The sequence below is a fragment of the Kluyvera sp. CRP genome, from assembly GCF_019930565.1.
GTDB lineage: Bacteria > Pseudomonadota > Gammaproteobacteria > Enterobacterales > Enterobacteriaceae > Kluyvera > Kluyvera georgiana_A.
Genome location: NZ_CP082841.1, coordinates 4,844,963 through 4,864,505 on the forward strand (window position 1 = coordinate 4,844,963; position 19,543 = coordinate 4,864,505).

Consider the following 19,543-nt stretch of genomic DNA (forward strand, 5'->3'; position numbering starts at 1 on the left):
AACCTTATATTTATAAGTCCTATTTATTAGCCGAGGAATCCCCGTACAGGCAATGTCCATTTGCCCAGAATCGGCGACTATTTGTCAGTAAGCTGTGGCAGATCAAAAAATTTCAGCTTAAATGAAATTACGTTTCAGGGGGCAGAAATCGGCTTGCGTAAGGATATGCAAACCGTTTCGCCAAAGCGGTATGATTATTTACATTATCTTCTTATTTTCTCCACGATTGCCGGGAGCCTTACGGCTACAGTGTTTGACGCAATTCAGTACGTAAAAAAAATGACCAACACGAGGTTCGGATCCTGATGGCGAATTTCTTCATCGATCGCCCCATTTTTGCCTGGGTGCTAGCAATCCTTTTGTGCCTTACCGGAACCCTGGCGATATTTTCATTACCGGTAGAGCAGTACCCAGACCTCGCGCCGCCGAACGTCCGCGTGACCGCCAACTATCCGGGCGCGTCCGCGCAAACGCTGGAAAACACCGTCACCCAGGTTATCGAACAGAACATGACCGGCATCGATAACCTGATGTATATGTCCTCTCAAAGCAGCGCCACCGGCCAGGCGTCAATCACGCTGAGCTTCGTCGCCGGCACCGACCCGGACGAAGCGGTACAGCAGGTACAAAACCAGCTGCAAACGGCAATGAACAAGCTGCCACAGGCGGTGCAGACGCAAGGCGTCACGGTACGTAAAACAGGCGATACCAACATTCTGACCATCGCCTTCGTCTCCACCGACGGCAGCATGGATAAGCAAGATATTTCCGACTATGTCGCCAGTAACATTCAGGACCCGCTCAGTCGCGTTGACGGCGTCGGCGACATTGACGCCTACGGTTCGCAATATTCCATGCGCATCTGGCTGGATCCGGCCAAGCTCAACAGCTATCAGTTAACCGCTTCCGACGTCACCAGCGCCATTAAATCGCAGAACGCGCAGATTGCCGTCGGGCAGCTTGGCGGAACGCCGTCGGTTGATAAGCAGGCGCTGAACGCCACCATTAATGCGCAATCGCTGCTGCAAACGCCACAGCAGTTCCGCGACATCACCTTGCGCGTTAACCAGGACGGCTCAGAAGTGACGCTCGGAGACGTTGCCACCGTCGAAATGGGCGCGGAAAAATATGACTATCTCAGCCGGTATAATCGCAACCCGGCGTCTGGCCTTGGCATCAAACTCGCCTCAGGGGCCAACGAAATGGCGACCGCCGAGCGCGTTATTCAGCGCCTGGACGAGCTAAAAGCCTATTTCCCGCATGGCCTGGAGTATAAAGTCGCCTACGAAACCACTTCCTTCGTCAAAGCATCGATCAAAGACGTGGTGAAAACGCTGCTGGAAGCCATCCTGCTGGTGTTCCTGGTGATGTACCTGTTCCTGCAAAACTTCCGCGCCACGCTGATTCCCACCATCGCCGTACCGGTGGTGCTGATGGGCACCTTCGCCATTCTCTACGCCTGCGGATACAGTATTAACACCCTGACGATGTTCGCCATGGTGCTCGCCATCGGGCTTCTGGTGGATGACGCCATCGTGGTTGTCGAGAACGTCGAGCGTATTATGAGTACCGAGGGGCTAACGCCAAGGCAGGCAACGCGTAAATCGATGGGCCAGATTCAGGGCGCGCTGGTGGGTATCGCGATGGTGCTGTCGGCGGTATTTATCCCGATGGCCTTCTTTGGCGGCACCACCGGGGCTATCTATCGTCAGTTCTCGATTACCATTGTTTCGGCGATGGTGCTGTCGGTACTGGTGGCGATGATTCTGACGCCCGCGCTGTGCGCCACCATTCTCAAACCCATTCATAAAGGCGAAGTGCACGGCACCAAAGGCTTCTTTGGCTGGTTCAACCGTAACTTCGATGCCAGCGCGCGCCGCTATGAGTCCGGCGTGGCGAAAATCCTCCACCGCAGCGTACGCTGGATGCTGATTTATGTGGTGCTGCTGGGCGGCATGGTGTTCCTGTTCCTGCGCCTGCCCTCCTCGTTCCTGCCGCTGGAAGACCGCGGTATGTTTACCACCTCGGTCCAGCTTCCGAGCGGCTCCACTCAGCAGCAAACGCTGAAAGTGGTGGAACAGGTTGAAGACTATTTCTTCAAAAACGAGAAGGACAATATCACCTCCATTTTTGCCACCATCGGTTCCGGCCCGGGTGGTAATGGGCAGAACGTCGCGCGCATGTTTGTGCGCCTGAAAGACTGGGACGAGCGCGATAGCACCACTGGCACCTCGTTTGCCATTATCGAGCGCGCAACCAAAGCGCTGAACAAGATTAAAGAGGCGCGCGTCTACGCCAGCAGCCCGCCAGCCATCAGCGGCCTGGGCAGCTCTGCCGGTTTTGATATGGAACTGCAGGATCACGGCGGCGCCGGGCACGATGCGCTGATGGCCGCACGCGATAAGCTGCTGGAGCTGGCAGGACAGAGTCCGCAGCTCACCCGCGTGCGCCACAACGGCCTTGATGACAGCCCGCAGCTGCAGATCGATATCGATCAGCGTAAAGCGCAGGCGCTGGGCGTCTCTATCGACGATATCAACGACACGCTGCAAACCGCGTGGGGTTCGAGCTATGTGAACGACTTTATGGACCGTGGGCGCGTGAAGAAAGTGTACGTGCAGGCCGCCGCGAAGTACCGCATGCTGCCGGATGACATTAATCAGTGGTATGTGCGTAACAACGCGGGTCAGATGGTGCCGTTCTCAGCCTTCGCCACCTCACGCTGGGAAACCGGCTCGCCGCGCCTGGAGCGCTATAACGGTTATTCAGCCGTCGAAATTATCGGTGAAGCCGCGCCGGGCGTCAGTACTGGTACCGCAATGGACGTGATGCAGAATCTGGTCAAACAGCTGCCGACCGGTTTTGGTCTGGAGTGGACAGCAATGTCCTACCAGGAACGGCTCTCCGGCGCACAGGCTCCTGCGCTATACGCCATTTCACTGCTGGTGGTGTTCCTGTGCCTGGCGGCGCTGTATGAAAGCTGGTCGGTGCCGTTCTCGGTGATGCTGGTGGTACCGCTGGGGGTGATTGGCGCGCTGCTGGCCACCTGGATGCGCGGGCTGGAAAACGACGTTTACTTCCAGGTGGGGCTGCTGACGGTTATCGGGCTATCGGCAAAGAACGCCATTCTGATTGTTGAATTTGCCAATGAAATGAATGAGAAAGGCGAAGACCTGATGTCGGCGACCCTCGAAGCCTGCCGCCAGCGCCTGCGTCCCATCCTGATGACCTCGCTGGCGTTTATCTTCGGGGTTCTGCCCATGGCATTAACCACCGGCGCGGGTTCCGGCGGCCAGCATGCGGTGGGTACCGGCGTGGTTGGCGGGATGATCTCGGCGACGGTGCTGGCTATCTTCTTCGTACCGCTGTTCTTTGTGCTGGTACGACGTCGATTCCCGTTAAAAGAAAAGCCTGAATAAAAACAGAAAAGGCGACAGTCACTGTCGCCTTTTTATCTTTATGTTGAGCATTGACTCTGTACTGCAAACAACACCATCATGGTAATTGAAAGAACACAGCGCTTAATCACTCACCTGTCTGAAAATTATTTACGAAGCATCACTTCGATAAAATCTTTCCAGTTCCCCAGTTCACGTTCGATCATAACTACCTCTCTTATTATTATGCGTATATTACGTACAAATGTATGACCTGTGAATACGGTTAATCCGATTACTTTGATTGCCGCTGCCAACGATTGTTTACTGCTTGAGGCCACTATGGGCTGGAATGTTGACATTTAATGTGACGAACAGCAACATTCTGAAATAGTTATCAGAATGTGAATCATATGATAAGAATTTACCCTACAACAAAATGAACAAACTGCGACTTTCGTCGTAGACAGCATGATAAACTGTACGAATTTCAGCCTGTTTATCAGGATAAAATTAAAACAGGCAGCCACGGGAATTCCGTGTATATTCGAGACCCTAAAAAACCTGCTGATATAAAGGTGGAACATGACCATCCTCTATGGAATAAAAAATTGCGACACAATTAAAAAAGCCCGTCGCTGGCTGGACGACCATCAGGTTGAATATCGCTTTCATGATTATCGCGTTGACGGCCTGCCCCCCGAGTTACTGGCATCCTTTATTGCCGAGTTGGGTTGGGAAGCCTTATTGAATACCCGCGGTACCACCTGGCGTAAGCTGGACGAAAGCGTGCGTATGGGCATCAACAATGCCGACGCCGCCGCTGCGCTAATGTTGGAAATGCCGGCGATCATTAAACGCCCATTGCTCTGTGCGCCTGCACAGCCTATGCTGCTGGGTTTTAGTGATGCCAGTTACGGTCAGTGGCTCGCCCAGATGCGCTAATGCCGCCGCCCCGTTTTTGACTTTTTGCAGATAACGAAAAATAACGAGGTTTAGTTTATGTCTTGCCCAGTCATTGAGCTGGCTCAGCAGCTTATTCGCCGCCCGTCTCTCAGCCCCGATGACGCGGGCTGTCAGGCATTAATGATTGAACGCCTGCGCGCTATCGGTTTTACCGTTGAGCCCATGGATTTTGGTGATACCCAGAATTTCTGGGCCTGGCGCGGTAAAGGGGAAACCCTGGCATTTGCAGGCCACACCGATGTGGTGCCGGCTGGTGATGCCGATCGCTGGATTAACCCGCCATTTGAACCAACCATTCGTGATGGCATGCTGTTTGGCCGCGGCGCGGCGGACATGAAAGGCTCGCTGGCTGCGATGGTTGTTGCTGCAGAACGTTTTGTCGCCCAGCACCCGAACCATAAAGGCCGCCTGGCGTTCCTGATCACCTCCGATGAAGAGGCCAGCGCCACCCACGGTACCGTGAAGGTGGTGGAAGCGCTGATGGCGCGCAACGAACGTCTGGATTACTGCCTGGTGGGCGAACCGTCGAGCACCGAAGTGGTGGGTGACGTGGTGAAAAATGGCCGTCGTGGATCCATGACCTGTAACCTGACCATTCACGGCGTGCAGGGCCACGTGGCCTACCCGCACCTTGCCGATAATCCGGTTCACCGCGCCGCGCCGTGGATGAACGAACTGGTGTCTATCGAGTGGGACCAGGGCAACGAATTCTTCCCGCCAACCAGCATGCAAATTGCCAACATCCAGGCGGGTACCGGCAGCAACAACGTCATCCCTGGCGATCTGTTCGTGCAGTTCAACTTCCGCTTCAGCACCGAGCTGACCGACGCGATGATCAAAGAACGTGTGATCGCCCTACTGGAAAAATACCAACTGCGCTACTCGGTAGACTGGTGGATCTCCGGGCAGCCGTTCCTGACCGCACGCGGCAAGCTGGTTGACGCGGTGGTTAACGCGATTGCGCACTATAATGAAATAGAACCGCAGTTACTGACCACCGGCGGGACGTCAGATGGTCGCTTTATCGCCCAGATGGGCGCGCAGGTTGTTGAGCTGGGTCCGGTGAACGCGACCATTCACAAGATAAACGAATGCGTAAATGCCGCAGACCTGCAGATGCTGGCGCGGATGTATCAGCGTATCATGGAACAACTTGTCGCCTGACGGCACAACAAAAGAGGTAATGCGCATGGATTGGCTGACAAAATACTGGTGGATTCTGGTGCTGGTTTTCCTGGTGGGGGTGATTATCAACGTGATTAAGGATCTTAGTCGCGTCGATCATAAAAAATTCCTTGCCGATAAACCTGAGCTTCCGCCGCATCGTGACTGCAATGATAAGTGGGACGATGACGACGACTGGCCGAAGAAGAACCCGCCGAAGCAATAAATCGCCACATCAGGCTTCCTGATGGCTTACACGTTCCCGGGTAACCGGGAACGCGCGAGACTTACAGCATTTCAATAATATCGTCATCTTTCGGCGTTCCGCCGCTTAATGCCTCATCGAAATAGTGCTTCGGCACGGTATAACGCAGGTGATCGAGCGCGAACTGCATGCTGCGATCGTCAATCGCGTGCCCCAGATCGTCGACAATATCCAGCGTCACATCGCCGCCCGCGGCCAGGAGCGCTTCCTGACCTTTCACCGCCCAGGCTAAATCAATCACCCGGTCTTCTCCACCGTGGATCAGATGGATCGTGGTGCTGGTGGTCGCCTGCTGCGGCAACGTGGCGTAACGACCATTAAAAGCGATCACGCGTGAAGCCAGACCTGGCTCGGCTTTGATGCTTTCCAGCGACATAATCGCCCCTTGTGAAAAGCCGATCAGCGCGGTGGCCTGCGGGCCTACGCCGCTCTGTTTTTGCCAGTAGCGTACCGTTTCAATAAAGGTCGGCATAATGGCATCAACACGCGCCTGGCGGTTCTCTTCGGTCACGCTCTGCACCGAAAACCACTGACGACCCGGCGCCGGGCCGCACGGCTCTGCGCCGCCAATGCTGACAATCAAGGCATCCGGAAACAGCGGCGCAAACCAGCTGCCGATCTGCCCCATTGAGACCGGATTATCGCCCACGCCATGAAACAACAGCAGCAGCTGTTGAGCGGGCTTCGCGGGGCTTTGAACAACAAAATGATCGTGCGTCATGGCTGTCTCCTTGGTTTTGACGGTCAGTTTACGCCGCACCAGAATAATGACCATGCCATTTAACTGAATGAGTCAGTTAAAAAAATTGCAGTTGTGGGATCTGTTCCGCCAGCCGGTTTGTGCGTTCAGCGTCAACGTTGCGCATCGCCTGCGCCGCTTCTGCACGAAGCCGGGCCAGCAGCGCTTTACGCCCCTGCACGCCCAGACGAGCACACAGTTCAGACTCAGCCTCGCCGCACAAACGCCCGCGCAGCGCGGGTATCGCCAGCTCAGTCAGCTCGCTCAACCGGTGCAGGTTCGCCAGCACCGCCAGCATCGGGCGATGAGCAAAGGCAAAACCGGCCAAATCCCACCAGTCATCCTCAGTAAGGATAGTCTCTGTCACTTCCGCCAGAGGCACTTTTTCAACTACCCACCGGCGTAGCCAGCGCCATTCGCGGCACAATCGCTGATGCTCATGTAACATCAACGCTTCCCCTGCCGCCGTCAGCGGGCGAATAGCCATCGCCGCGTAGCAGCCGCTGCTGGCCTCCCGCTGGGTGCCAATACGCACCAGCGTAAAGCCACAACGCTGCCAGAAGCGCCATAGCGCATCGGTATAACCAAAGCTCACTGAGAGATAATCACACCCCTCAGCGTCCTGCCACGCCCGTTCGACCAGCCGTTGACCGAGACCTTCGCGCTGACGTAGCGGATGTACCGCAATGCGGCTGATGCGTCGCCCGATAAGCGTCGCTGCCAGCGGACTGCCGCCGTGAGCCGCCAGCGATTGCGCCACCAGGTTACCGCGCGGGCGGCGAAAACCGGCCCACACTGCCCGGCTCAGTTCCGCCGAAAGCCCGCCTTCGTCGACCAGCCACAACGCGCCTGCCGGACCGTCGCTGCTTTGAGCGCTCAGAAAATGCTGGCCCGGCGCGTCCATCATACGCCGCAGATCCAGCGGCGAGGTGCGATAATGGGCGCCGGAAAGCAGCTGATAGAGCGCGCGGGGCAGCGCTGGGGTCGTTTGCCAGGCTGACTGCGTCACGAGTTTCAACGTTATCGCGCCCTGCGGCGGGGTGGTAAAGGCATGATCATCGAAAATCAGCGCCTCGTTCACAACCGCCTCCAGCGGGCAGCCGGCAGCCCAGCGAATGGGCTGGTTCAGGATAAACGCCTGCCGCTGCGGGAACGCGGCGCAAAATTTCAGCGCAAAGCCACGTCCGGTGCCTTCATAACCCTGAACGGTGGTGGTTAGCAGCACCCGCGAAAAGCGGGTCATCAGCTTTTGCAACAGCGGGGCGGGAATGGCTGCGGCCTCATCGACCACCAGCCAATCGGCGGTTTCATCAGAGGCCAGCAGCGCATCCGGCGCGATAAAGCGAAAGCGCTCGCCGGCAAAGGCAGCAATTACCTCCGCCGAAGCACGGGAAGGTGCCGTGACCAGCGCCGTGCCGGAAAGCTGTCGGATGTGCATTCCGGCCAGCGCCGACTTACCACGCCCGCGTTCCGCCGTCACCACACAAACCTGCGCGGTGGCGTTGGCAAGCGCTGACAGAATCGATTGCTGTTCAATGTCGGGCTGGCCGTTAGCCTGCTGCCATGATGGTCGCGGAGGGCCATTGAGCGGCGTCAGTGGCTCACCTTGACGCCAGATTCTCGCCTGCGGGTTGGCGGCCAGAGTACGGCAAAAATGGTGAACAAAATGGGGGGTGGCGATGGGCTCCGGCGTATCGCTCCAGCGCAGCGAGTCCGCATCGGGTTGCTGAGGCCAGCGTGAGAAGTCCGGCACCAGCAGCACCAGCCAGCTACCGGCACGCAAGGTCCCCGCCAGCGCGGCAAACGCCGACACGTCAAAACCGGCGCGAGCGTCAAAGATGGCGTGCTGGAACTCGCGCCCGAGCAGCGTGACAAGTTTGCCAGTCTGGCAAAAAGGAGGGGCGACGGTCTGCGGGCCCACCCACAGCACGTCGTGTCCGATAGCGTTGCGAAACGCTACTGCCTGCTCTGCGCACCAGTCAGGGTCGCCGCTAACCACCAGCAGACGGCGAATCCCCTCCTGCGCCATTCGCGCGGCCTGCGCGAGCAGCTCATCCATGACCTTCGACATCCCGTTAAAGCGATTTACTGAAGGTGTTGCACTGGGACGGGTCACCGCTATCGAAGCCGCGTTTCAGCCAGGTGTAGCGCTGCTGTGATGTGCCGTGAGTAAAGCTATCGGGTACCACGCGGCCCTGGCTCTGCTGCTGTAAGCGGTCATCGCCAATCGCTTCGGCAGCGTTCAGCGCTTCTTCAAGATCGCCAGCCTCCAGAATCCCCTGTTTTTGCATGTTATGACCCCAGACACCCGCAAAACAGTCGGCCTGAAGCTCCATGCGGACCGACAGGCGGTTCACTTCAGCCTGCGATGCGCCCTGCTGCATCTGACGGACTTTCGGCTCGATGCCGAGCAGTTTCTGGATGTGGTGCCCCACTTCATGCGCAATCACGTAGCCCTGCGCGAAATCGCCGCCTGCGCCGAGTTTGCTTTTCATATCGTCATAGAAAGAGAGGTCGATATAAACCGTGCTATCGGCCGGGCAGTAGAATGGCCCCATCACCGACTGGCCGGTACCGCACCCGGTGCGGGTCGCGCCACGGTACATCACCAGACGCGGCGGCTGATAGGTTTTCCCCATTTCTTTAAACTGCTGCGCCCAGGTGTCTTCAGTGGTGGCAAGGATAACCGAGGTAAACTTTGCCGCTTCATCATCGTTCGGGTTGCTGACGCGCTGCGAGCTTTGTTGCTGGCTCTGACCAATGGGCTCGCCGGTCATCAGGCCGGTTAAGTCGACGCCGTAATAGCCCGCAACCAGCACGACAATCAGCAGAATGATACCGCCCTTACCGCTGGGAATACGGAAACCAGGGCCGCGCCCGGAGAGTGGGGATTCAGAACTGTTCCGCCGGTCTTCTACATTGTCGCTTTCACGACGGCCTTGCCAACGCATAACTACCTCGATCTTCTTTTATTGTTACTGATACGATCGTAGGCGGTTACGGGCAGGATTACCACTGGAAATACATCAGGAAGGGAGATGAGCGGGTCAACGCAGCGCCATCGGGCAAGCGACGAACACATTGCCGGATGGCGGCGTCAACGCCTTATCCGGCCTACGCGCAGGCGAGGCCGGGGACGTCATAACTTAGTCCAGCTTCACGCCTAAACGATGCGCCACTTCTTCGTAGGCTTCGATCAGGCCGCCAAGGCTCTGACGGAAACGGTCTTTGTCCATTTTATCCATGGTCTTTTTGTCCCACAGACGGCTGCCGTCCGGCGAGAACTCATCGCCCAGCACCACTTCGCCTTTGAACAGACCGAACTCCAGCTTGAAGTCCACGAGGATCAGGCCCGCGTCGTCGAACAGCTTTTTCAGCACGTCGTTCGCTTTGAAGGTCAGTTCCTGCATGCGCGCCAGGTTCTCTTTGCTCACCCAGCCGAAGGTTTCGCAGTAGGATTCGTTAACCATCGGGTCATGCATGGCATCGTTTTTCAGGAACAGGTCGAACAGCGGCGGGTTCAGCTCAATACCTTCTTCGATCCCTAAACGTTTCACCAGCGAACCGGCGGCGCGGTTACGGACAACGCACTCCACCGGCACCATATCCAGCTTTTTCACCAGACATTCGGTATCGGACAACAGCGCTTCCATTTGGGTCGGGATACCCGCTTCCGCCAGTTTGCTCATAATGAAATGGTTGAATTTGTTATTCACCATACCTTTACGATCGAACTGCTCAATGCGAGCGCCATCCCCTGCTGACGTATCGTTACGGAATTCGAGTACCAACAGATCCGGATTTTCGGTGCTGTATACGGTTTTCGCTTTACCACGATACAACTCAGCTAGCTTTTGCATCTTTGTCACTCCAGTGATGATTAACCATAAAAATTTGTGCTTTTCTGCTGACGCACACGTTTGCGTCACTATACAGAAAAAAGGGCCGGATTGCTCCAGCCCTGATAAATTACTTACTCAATGCCGCCTGGAATACTGCAACCAAGGCGTCATTTTGCGACTGCGTCAACGTATGACCTTTCGGATCGATGAACTGCAGGCTACTACGGTTGTCGAGGTCGCCGACCTGAAGCTTGTAGTCACCGGAGACCAGACCCGGATCGCTCGCGCCCAACGCCTGCCAGCTGCTGTCAGACAGCGGCTTGTAGGTCACGGCGATGCTGCCCTGAGAACGGGTGCTGTCGGTCACTTTCATGCCCGCTTTTTCCAGCGCGCCCGGCAGACGCTGCCAGACCTGGTTGAACGGTGCGCGCACCACCAGCATTGGCAGACCGGTATCATCAGAAGCGCTCTGTACATCAAAGGTCGCGCCCGCGGAACCGCGAGAAGCCTGTGCGTCGCTGGCGTTCTTATCCAGACCAGCGGAAATCACGTTCAACATTTCAGCGCTATAGCGCTGTAACGAAGCGCGATCGGCCACCGGTTTGCCCGCCTGTTCCAGGTTAACCAGCTTCACCATCACCGCCTGCTGGTAGCCCTGAGGCTGCACGGAGATTTGATAGCGACCACGATACTGCTGGTCTTCATCAAGGCGATTCCACTCGACCCAGTCCGTCGTCAGCGTTTGGCTAGCATCATCACGTTTGGTGATGGTGTAGTTTTTCCCCTGAATTATGCTGACCACCTGCGGCCACAGAGAGCCGCTACGGCTATTTTCCACCAACAGCGTGGCGGTGTCGCCCGTAAACTGGGTACGCGCACCAGCGACCAGCGCCAACGGCTGAGCCGGCGGACGGATATCCAGCGCTTTACCGACGGCACCGCTGCCATTGGCGACAGGAATGTTGTAGTCGCCATTTTCGATCGGCAGGATCATGCCCGCAGGGGCGTGAAGTTCACTTAACGGCGTAGCGTCCAGATAGGACTCATCGCCGCTCACCTGGCGCTTATAACGCGAGTCGGAACTACAGGCCGCAAGCAGTAAAACCAGCGATACACCCGCAACCTTGGCCAGGCGCGACTTCTGTACTGAGTAAGCCATCAAATCTCCCTAAACTTTACAGCAAACCGGCATGCTTCAGTGCGGATGCCACCACGTCACGACCGTGGTCGGTAATCGGTGTCATCGGCAAGCGCATGGTGTCGGTCGCCACAAGCCCCAATTCCTTACATGCCCATTTCACCGGGATAGGATTGGGTTCGACAAATAATTTATTGTGCAGCGGCATCAAACGCTGGTTGATGATGCGCGCCTGCGCGAACTCTCCAGCTGCGGACAGTCTGCACATTTCCGCCATATCACGCGCCGCGACGTTCGCCGTTACCGAAATAACGCCCTGACCGCCGAGCTGCATGAAGTCCAGACCGGTTGCATCATCACCGCTGAGCAGGATGAAATCGTCTGAAACCAGCTCTTTGATCTGATGAACACGGCTTAAGTTCCCCGTGGCTTCCTTAATCGCGATAATATTTTTAATTTTCGCCAGGCGACCTACGGTTTCCGGCAGCATATCGCAGCCGGTACGGGACGGCACATTATACAGGATTTGCGGCAGGTCAGTATGCTCGGCAATCGCTTTAAAGTGCTGGAACAGACCTTCCTGAGTCGGACGGTTGTAGTATGGGGTAACGGTCAGGCAGCCAACGACGCCGCTGTCGTTGAAACGCTGGGTCAGGCTAATCGCCTCTGCGGTTGCATTTGCCCCCGTTCCTGCGATAACCGGAATACGGCCATCGGCCAGTTCCAGGGTGGTTAAGACCACATCGCCATGCTCTTCGTGGCTAAGCGTTGCTGACTCGCCGGTAGTCCCTACCGACACAATCGCCGAGGTTCCGTTGGCGACATGGTAATCAATCAGTTTTTTCAGGCTTGAACGGTCGACATTACCTTTTTCATCCATCGGCGTGACAAGCGCTACAATACTTCCCGTGAACATGGGCCATCCTCTGTGCTGACGTGCGGACATGAAACTCAATGGTACGTTTGGTACTGTAATAAAAGCAAGAGACTGAGGCCCTTCAGAATGTTGTATGCCGGTTTTTTTTATGCTTTCCTAGGGTATACCGCACCTTTTTAAAGGAAGAACAGGTTTGACAGCCTCATTACAACACTATCTGGTCATAACAGCCCTGGGCGCGGATCGCCCTGGCATTGTCAATACGATCACTCGTCACGTGAGCAGCTGCGGCTGTAATATCGAAGACAGTCGGTTGGCGATGCTGGGAGATGAATTCACTTTTATTATGCTGCTGTCCGGAACATGGAATGCGATTACGCTGATTGAGTCCACCTTGCCGCTGAAAGGTGCGGAGCTGGACCTGCTGATCGTCATGAAACGTACCACCGCCAGCCCGCGTCCGGCAATGCCGGCTACCGTGTGGGTACAGGTGGAAGTTCCTGATTCACCGCATATTATCGAGCGTTTTACTGCCCTGTTCGACAGCTGGGAGATGAATATTGCCGAGCTGGTGTCGCGTACCCAACCGGGCTCCGATGAAGGGGCGGCGCAGTTGTTTATTCAAATTACCGCCCACAGCCCGGCTACGCAAAATGCATCAAATATTGAGCAAGCGTTCAAAGCCCTATGTACAGAATTGAAAGCGCAAGGCAGTATAAACGTGATTAATTATTCACAGCATGATGAACAGGATGGAGCTGAGTAATGAACCCACTGAAAGCCGGTGATATCGCACCGAAATTTAGTTTGCCCGATCAAGACGGCGAGCAAGTAAATTTGACCGACTTCCAGGGACAACGTGTTCTGGTCTATTTTTACCCGAAAGCGATGACCCCTGGCTGCACCGTGCAGGCATGCGGCCTTCGCGATAATATGGACGAGCTGAAAAAAGCCGGCGTTGAGGTTCTGGGTATCAGCACCGATAAACCGGAAAAACTCTCCCGCTTCTCTGAAAAAGAGCTGCTGAACTTCACCCTGCTTTCCGATGAAGATCACCAGGTCTGTGAACAATTTGGCATCTGGGGTGAGAAAACCTTCATGGGGAAAACCTATGACGGCATTCACCGCATCAGTTTCCTGATTGACGCCGACGGTAAAATTGAACACGTCTTCGATGATTTCAAGACCAGCAACCACCATGACGTGGTACTGGGCTGGCTACAGGCTAACGCCTGATCGCCACCGCCTCACGGCGCCGGTTCTCCGGCGCCTTCTTTTTGTGAGCAAGCTCACATCGCATTTTCCCTTCCGACACTAGTGCCGAACCTTCGCCGCCCCCTTTCTCCCGACATCATCACTTTTGTTCGGCCTCAGGCGAGAAAAACACATATCACATTGATTTAAAACAACTTTAAAAATTGGCATTACTTATGCATTAGGCGATGCAGATTCCGCTTTTGTCTCAAGGAAATGTCATGAATCGCTTTGTGATTGCCGACCCGCAATGGTGCATCGGGTGCAATACCTGTCTTGCCGCCTGCGCGGACGCGCATAAAACGCAGGGGCTACAACAGCATCCGCGGCTTGCCCTGGCGCGTACCGCCACGCAGACCGCGCCCATTCTCTGTCGCCACTGCGAAGACGCGCCCTGCCTGCATGTCTGCCCGGTGAGTGCTATCAGCGTCGTTGATAGCGCCGTGCAGCTCAACGAGAGCCTGTGCATCGGCTGCAAACTTTGCGCGCTGGTCTGCCCGTTTGGCGCGATTACGCCCTCCGGCAGCCAGCCGGTAAGTACCCCAGCCCACTTTCAGCATCAGCCTGCTACGCCGCTGCACAATACGGTAGAAAGCGCGCCCGAGCTTCATCCCCTGCTGCGCTGGGATGTCGGTATCAAAGCCGTCGCCGTGAAGTGCGATCTTTGCTATTTCCTGCCCGCCGGTCCGGCCTGCGTACAGGCCTGCGCCACTCAGGCGCTGCACCTCGTCACCGAAGCGTCGTTACAGCAGCGGGCGAAACAACAGCAGCGGCTCGCGGCAGAGTCGCTCCCCTCCCTTTCCCCTCTCCAGGATCAACGTTAATGGATGCCCTACAACTCCTGTTATGTTCCCTGACGCTGTACGTGGCGGGCGGCCTGGCTTCATTGCTGCTTTCCAGCCGAGAAGCGCTGGCCATCAAGGCCGCGGGCATCCCGGCCCTGCTGGGCGGCCTGGCGGGCATCGCCAGCGCCGTTAGTCAGCTCAATGACGGCGCCACCCTTTTCTGGCGTGTATCAACCCCGTTTGAATTCGCCGACCTGAGCGTGCGGATGGACAGCCTCAGCGCGTTTATGGTGCTGGTTATCTCGCTGCTGGTCAGCGTCTGCGCACTCTATTCTCTGGCCTATATGCGTGAATACCTCGGAAAGGGGGCGGCGGCGATGGGGTTCTTTATGAACCTGTTTATCGCTTCAATGGTCGGCCTGCTGGTCATGGACAACGCGTTCTGGTTTATCGTGCTGTTCGAAATGATGTCCCTGGCCTCGTGGTTTTTAGTCATCGCCGAGCAAAACGACGAATCGCTGCACGCCGGGATGCTCTACTTTTTTATCGCCCACGCCGGTTCCGTCCTGATCATGATCGCCTTTTTCCTGCTCTGGCGAGAAAGCGGCAGTCTCGATTTCAGTAGCTTCCGCCCGCTGACGCTCTCCCCGGCGCTCTCTTCCGCGGTGTTCTTGCTGGCCTTTCTCGGCTTCGGCGCCAAGGCAGGAATGCTGCCGCTGCACAGCTGGCTGCCGCGCGCACACCCGGCAGCGCCCTCGCACGCATCGGCATTGATGTCCGGCGTGATGGTGAAAATCGGTATTTTCGGCATGCTGAAAGTGGCGATCGACCTGCTGTCCCATAGCGGTATTTTGCTGTGGTGGGGGGTACTGGTGCTGGCTGTCGGCGCCATATCGGCGGTTATTGGCGTACTGTACGCGCTGGCCGAGCGCGACATAAAACGCCTGCTGGCGTGGAGTACGGTGGAAAATGTCGGCATTATCCTGCTCGGCGTCGGCGTCGGTCTGATCGGCCTGGCGCTGCATCAGCCGGTACTTGCCGCCGTTGGCCTGCTGAGCGCGCTCTTTCATGTGCTCAACCACGCGCTGTTTAAAGGACTGCTGTTCCTCGGCGCCGGAGCGATTATCTGGCGGATGCACACTCGCGATATGGACCAGATGGGCGCACTGGCGAAGCGCATGCCGTGGACCGCGGGAGCATTCGCCATCGGCTGCCTGGCGATCTCCGCGATGCCGCCGCTGAACGGTTTTGTCAGCGAGTGGTACATCTATCAATCGCTGTTCGCCATGACCCATTTCAGCGATGTGGCGCTGCGCCTTGCCGGACCTGTCGCTATCGTCACGCTGGCGCTGGCCGGCGCGCTGGCGGCCATGTGCTTCGTCAACGTCTATGGCATCAGCTTCTGCGGCGCAGCGCGTAGCGAAGCGGCGGAACGGGCGCGCGAAGTTCCGTGGCCGATGCTCGCCGCCATGTTGATATTGGCCGCGCTTTGCGTCCTCAGCGGCGTCGGCGCGGTCTGGATTGCCCCCCAGATAATGCAGATTGTCGCCTCACTTATTACGACAGCCACGCCGCCCGCCGCGCAGGGCGCCGCGCTGATACCCGGCGGCTTGCACGATACCCTGCTGACGCCTTCGCTCATTCTGCTGCTGCTTATCGCACTGCCCCTCATTCCCGGCGTGTTCTGGCTGATAAACCGCCCGAGCCGGGGCGCGTTTCGTCGCGGCGGCGATGCGTGGGCCTGCGGTTACGGCTGGGAGAGCGCGATGGCGCCCTCAGCCAGCAGCGTTACCCAGCCGTTGCGGGTGATGTTCTCCACGCTTTATCAACTGCGTCAACGCTGCGATCCAGCCCCGACGATGTCCCGCGGACTGGCGCACGCAACGTCAGCGGCACGACGCGCCGAGCCGTTCTGGGACGAGCGCATTATTCGCCCGACCGTTGGTCTGACGCAGCGGCTGGCGCTGATCGTTCAGCATCTTCAAAGCGGCGATTTCCGACTCTATTGCCTGTATGTGATCGCCGCGCTGCTGATCCTGCTACTGACCATTGGCGTCTGAGGATATGACGATGACCCACACTCTTTCCACCGGATGCCTGCTGCTTATGGCGCTGATTCAGGCGGTGATACTGTTGGCGCTCACGCCTTTTTTCACCGGCGTCTCGCGCCAGATTCGCGCCCGAATGCACTCCCGCCAGGGGCCCGGCATCTGGCAGGACTACCGGGATATCAGCAAGCTGCTGAAACGTCAGGAGGTTGCCCCCGCCTCTTCCGGGCTGATGTTCCGCCTGATGCCCTGGGTGCTGCTCAGCAGCATGCTGGTAGTGGCGACGACGTTGCCGCTTTTTGTCCGCGCCTCGCTTTTCACCGGCAGCGGCGACCTGATCACCCTGATTTACCTGCTGGCGCTATTTCGCTTTTTCTTCGCCCTCTCAGGGCTGGACACCGGCAGCCCGTTTGCCGGGCTCGGCGCCAGCCGCGAGTTAACGCTGGGCGTGCTGGTCGAACCGGTGCTCATCCTTGCCCTTCTGGTGCTGGCGCTGATCGCGGGCTCAACCCATATCGCCATCATCAGCAACGCGCTGGCAAACGGCTGGGTTTCGCCTGTCGCAACGCTGCTGGCGCTACTGGCCTGTGGGTTCGCCTGCTTTATCGAAATGGGCAAAATCCCCTTTGACGTCGCGGAAGCGGAGCAGGAGCTACAGGAAGGGCCGCTGACAGAATACTCCGGCGCCGGGCTGGCGCTGGTGAAGTGGGGGCTGGGGCTCAAACAGGTGGTGATGGCCTCGTTATTTATCGCCCTCTTTTTCCCCTTCGGCAGCGCCGTCACGCTCAGCGTCGGTAGCCTGTTGCTGTCGCTGGTCGTGACGCTGCTGAAGGTGCTGGTGCTGTTTGCGCTGGCCTCGGTGGTGGAAAACGCCCTTGCCCGCGGCCGCTTTTTGCTGACCCACCATCTGACCTGGCTCGGTTTTAGCCTGGCCGCCCTGTCGTATGTTTTCTGGCTAACCGGTCTGTAAGGAGCACCGTTACACTATGGAAAATCTTGCTTTAACGACGCTGCTACTGCCGTTTATCGGCGCGCTGGTCGTGTCGTTGGCCCCGCAGAAGCAGGCAGCCAGGCTGGGCACGCTGTTTGCCGGGTTAGCGACCCTCGCGATGCTGGCGCTCAACGCCACGTTTTATTGCAGCGGCAAAACGGCCACGCTAATTCCCCTCGCCAGCATTGGCGATACCGCGCTGTTCGGTTTCGTTATCGATCGCGTCAGCACGCTGATTCTGTTCGTCGTCGTGTTCCTCGGTCTGCTGGTCGCGCTGTACTCCACCGGCTACCTCACCGCGCAAAACCGCGAGCATCCGCACGATGGCGGCAATCGCTATTACGCCTTTCTGCTGATCTTTATCGGCGCGATGTCCGGGCTGGTGCTCTCGGCCACAATCCTCGGCCAGCTGCTGTTTTTTGAAATCACCGGCGGCTGCTCATGGGCGTTGATTAGCTACTACCAAAGTGAGAAGGCGCAACGTTCGGCGCTAAAGGCGCTGCTGATTACCCATCTTGCTTCTCTGGGGCTGTACCTTGCCGCCGCCACGCTGTTTTTACAAACCGGTACCTTTGCGCTCAGCGCCATGAGCCAGCTACAGGGCGATGCTCGCTATCTGGTCTATGGCGGTATTTTGTTCGCCGCGTGGGGAAAATCAGCCCAACTGCCGCTCCAGGCGTGGCTGCCGGATGCAATGGAAGCGCCGACGCCGGTCAGCGCCTATCTGCATGCCGCGTCGATGGTTAAAGTGGGCGTCTACATTTTCGCCCGCGCCATTCTCGACGGCGGTAACGTGCCGACGGCGATCGGCTGGGTTGGCGTCATTATGGCGCTGGTCACGCTGATTTACGGCTTCCTGATGTATCTACTACAGCAGGATATGAAGCGGCTGCTGGCCTGGTCAACGATCACCCAGCTGGCCTACATTTTTCTGGCGCTATCGCTCTCCGTTTTCGGCTCCCCCCTCGCGTTCAGCGGCGGCATCGCCTACATCGTCAACCACGCCTTCGCCAAGAGTCTGTTTTTCCTCGTCGCTGGCGCGCTGAGCTATAGCTGCGGCACACGGCTGCTGCCTCGGCTGCACGGGGTGCTCACCACTCTGCCGTTGGTTGGCGTCGGCTTCTGCGTGGCGGCGCTGGCGATAACCGGCGTGCCGCCGTTCAACGGTTTCTTTAGCAAATATCCGCTCTTCGCCGCCGGTTTTGCCCTCTCCAGCCAGCACTGGCTGCTGCTGCCCATCATGGTGCTGGTGCTGATCGAATCCGTGGCCAGCTTCGGCTGGCTGATCTACTGGTTTGGTCGGGTGGTGCCGGGCAAAGCGAGCGAAGAGGTCGTTCACGCCGCGCCCCTGCCGCTGTCGATGCGCCTGGTGCTGCTTGTCTTAATCGTGATGTCGCTGGTTTCCAGCGTCATCGCCGCCAGCTGGCTTCAATAAGGAGGTTAAAAATGACCGGAATATGGCTAACCAACAATCTGGCCGGACTAATGATGTTGACCTCGCTGCTGGTGATCTGCGCGAAACCCTATCGCCTCTCCTGCGCGCTATACGCCGTGCAATCGCTGGTGCTGGTAACCCTCTTTTTCACCCTGTCGCAGGCCTTCGCTGCCGAGCAGTTGATGATGTGGGCCTTCAGCGCCCTGCTTACCAAGGTGGTGCTGGTGCCGCTGATTATGGGCTATGCATTGCGAAAAATGGCACCCGTACGCGCTGAACAGACGCTTTTCAGCCCGGTGACGATGGCGCTGCTGGCGGCGCTGATCGTCTTACTGTGCGCTTTTGTCGTGCAGCCTGTTCGCCTGCCAATGGCCGCCGCGCTAAAACCGGCGCTGGCGGTGGCGCTGGGGCATTTTCTGCTGGGGCTGCTGTGCATCATCAGCCAGCGCAACATCCTGCGGCAGATTTTTGGCTACTGCCTGATGGAAAACGGCTCGCATCTGGTGCTGGCGCTGCTCGCCTGGCGCGCACCTGAGCTGGTGGAAATCGGTATTGCGACCGATGCCATTTTCGCCGTCGTGGTGATGGTGGTGCTGGCAAGAAAAATAGGGCGCACTCACGGCACGCTGGACGCCAACGACCTGACTGCGCTGAAGGGATAA

The 19,543-nt window shown here is 57.5% G+C and carries 18 protein-coding genes; 11 read left to right on the forward strand and 7 right to left on the reverse strand.

Features of this window, described 5'->3' with window-relative positions:
- Positions 1-305: 305 nt before the first annotated feature.
- Positions 306-3,419, forward strand: a complete 3,114-nt coding sequence (gene acrD, locus K7B04_RS22955; protein ID WP_163446126.1) for a multidrug efflux RND transporter permease AcrD — start codon at positions 306-308, stop codon at positions 3,417-3,419.
- Positions 3,420-3,544: 125 nt separating this feature from the next.
- On the opposite strand, the gene ypfM is transcribed toward acrD, so the two are convergent.
- Positions 3,545-3,604, reverse strand: a complete 60-nt coding sequence (ypfM, locus tag K7B04_RS22960) for a protein YpfM (protein WP_001386977.1) — start codon at positions 3,602-3,604, stop codon at positions 3,545-3,547.
- A gap of 358 nt (positions 3,605-3,962) precedes the next feature.
- Here ypfM and K7B04_RS22965 point away from each other — a divergent pair, with 358 nt between their 5' ends.
- From K7B04_RS22965 to K7B04_RS22975, 3 genes are read left to right on the forward strand one after another with little or no spacing between them, the layout of a single operon-like run.
- On the forward strand, positions 3,963-4,322 hold the full coding sequence (locus K7B04_RS22965) for an ArsC family reductase (RefSeq protein ID WP_167575272.1): 360 nt from the start codon (positions 3,963-3,965) through the stop codon (positions 4,320-4,322).
- 57 nt (positions 4,323-4,379) lie between these two features.
- Positions 4,380-5,507 carry a succinyl-diaminopimelate desuccinylase gene (gene dapE / locus K7B04_RS22970; RefSeq protein ID WP_064543643.1) on the forward strand — a complete coding sequence of 376 codons (1,128 nt, stop codon included), beginning with the start codon at positions 4,380-4,382 and terminating at the stop codon, positions 5,505-5,507.
- Positions 5,508-5,532: 25 nt separating this feature from the next.
- Complete coding sequence (locus K7B04_RS22975) at positions 5,533-5,733, forward strand: YpfN family protein (RefSeq protein ID WP_163446594.1); 201 nt, start codon at positions 5,533-5,535, stop codon at positions 5,731-5,733.
- 61 nt (positions 5,734-5,794) lie between these two features.
- Here K7B04_RS22975 and ypfH read toward each other — a convergent pair whose 3' ends face one another.
- From ypfH to dapA, 6 genes are all read right to left on the reverse strand, one after another.
- Positions 5,795-6,493, reverse strand: coding sequence for an esterase (gene ypfH / locus K7B04_RS22980; protein WP_223803099.1), 699 nt, complete (start codon positions 6,491-6,493; stop codon positions 5,795-5,797).
- A 76-nt stretch (positions 6,494-6,569) separates the two neighbouring features.
- Positions 6,570-8,570 carry a GNAT family N-acetyltransferase gene (locus K7B04_RS22985; RefSeq protein ID WP_275957281.1) on the reverse strand — a complete coding sequence of 667 codons (2,001 nt, stop codon included), beginning with the start codon at positions 8,568-8,570 and terminating at the stop codon, positions 6,570-6,572.
- Positions 8,571-8,586: 16 nt separating this feature from the next.
- On the reverse strand, positions 8,587-9,462 hold the full coding sequence (locus K7B04_RS22990) for a neutral zinc metallopeptidase (protein WP_064543639.1): 876 nt from the start codon (positions 9,460-9,462) through the stop codon (positions 8,587-8,589).
- 195 nt (positions 9,463-9,657) lie between these two features.
- Complete coding sequence (gene purC, locus K7B04_RS22995; protein ID WP_035891480.1) at positions 9,658-10,371, reverse strand: phosphoribosylaminoimidazolesuccinocarboxamide synthase; 714 nt, start codon at positions 10,369-10,371, stop codon at positions 9,658-9,660.
- Positions 10,372-10,480: 109 nt separating this feature from the next.
- Positions 10,481-11,512, reverse strand: a complete 1,032-nt coding sequence (bamC, locus tag K7B04_RS23000; protein ID WP_064543637.1) for an outer membrane protein assembly factor BamC — start codon at positions 11,510-11,512, stop codon at positions 10,481-10,483.
- 16 nt (positions 11,513-11,528) lie between these two features.
- Positions 11,529-12,407, reverse strand: a complete 879-nt coding sequence (gene dapA / locus K7B04_RS23005) for a 4-hydroxy-tetrahydrodipicolinate synthase (protein WP_163446591.1) — start codon at positions 12,405-12,407, stop codon at positions 11,529-11,531.
- 154 nt (positions 12,408-12,561) lie between these two features.
- Here dapA and K7B04_RS23010 point away from each other — a divergent pair, with 154 nt between their 5' ends.
- The 7 genes from K7B04_RS23010 to hyfE all read left to right on the forward strand — a co-directional run bounded on the left by K7B04_RS23010 (position 12,562) and on the right by hyfE (position 19,543).
- Complete coding sequence (locus K7B04_RS23010) at positions 12,562-13,134, forward strand: glycine cleavage system transcriptional repressor (RefSeq protein WP_065355889.1); 573 nt, start codon at positions 12,562-12,564, stop codon at positions 13,132-13,134.
- Positions 13,134-13,604 carry a thioredoxin-dependent thiol peroxidase gene (gene bcp / locus K7B04_RS23015; RefSeq protein ID WP_064543632.1) on the forward strand — a complete coding sequence of 157 codons (471 nt, stop codon included), beginning with the start codon at positions 13,134-13,136 and terminating at the stop codon, positions 13,602-13,604. The genes K7B04_RS23010 and bcp overlap by 1 nt, the downstream gene beginning before the upstream one ends.
- A gap of 239 nt (positions 13,605-13,843) precedes the next feature.
- On the forward strand, positions 13,844-14,446 hold the full coding sequence (locus K7B04_RS23020; protein WP_167575269.1) for a 4Fe-4S dicluster domain-containing protein: 603 nt from the start codon (positions 13,844-13,846) through the stop codon (positions 14,444-14,446).
- Entirely contained in the window at positions 14,446-16,467 is a 2,022-nt protein-coding gene (gene hyfB / locus K7B04_RS23025) for a hydrogenase 4 subunit B (RefSeq protein WP_223803101.1), read from the forward strand. The genes K7B04_RS23020 and hyfB overlap by 1 nt, the downstream gene beginning before the upstream one ends.
- A 10-nt stretch (positions 16,468-16,477) precedes the next feature.
- Positions 16,478-17,425 carry a respiratory chain complex I subunit 1 family protein gene (locus K7B04_RS23030; protein ID WP_223803102.1) on the forward strand — a complete coding sequence of 316 codons (948 nt, stop codon included), beginning with the start codon at positions 16,478-16,480 and terminating at the stop codon, positions 17,423-17,425.
- Positions 17,426-17,441: 16 nt separating this feature from the next.
- On the forward strand, positions 17,442-18,881 hold the full coding sequence (locus K7B04_RS23035) for a hydrogenase 4 subunit D (RefSeq protein WP_223803103.1): 1,440 nt from the start codon (positions 17,442-17,444) through the stop codon (positions 18,879-18,881).
- An 11-nt stretch (positions 18,882-18,892) separates the two neighbouring features.
- Complete coding sequence (gene hyfE / locus K7B04_RS23040; protein ID WP_163446585.1) at positions 18,893-19,543, forward strand: hydrogenase 4 membrane subunit; 651 nt, start codon at positions 18,893-18,895, stop codon at positions 19,541-19,543.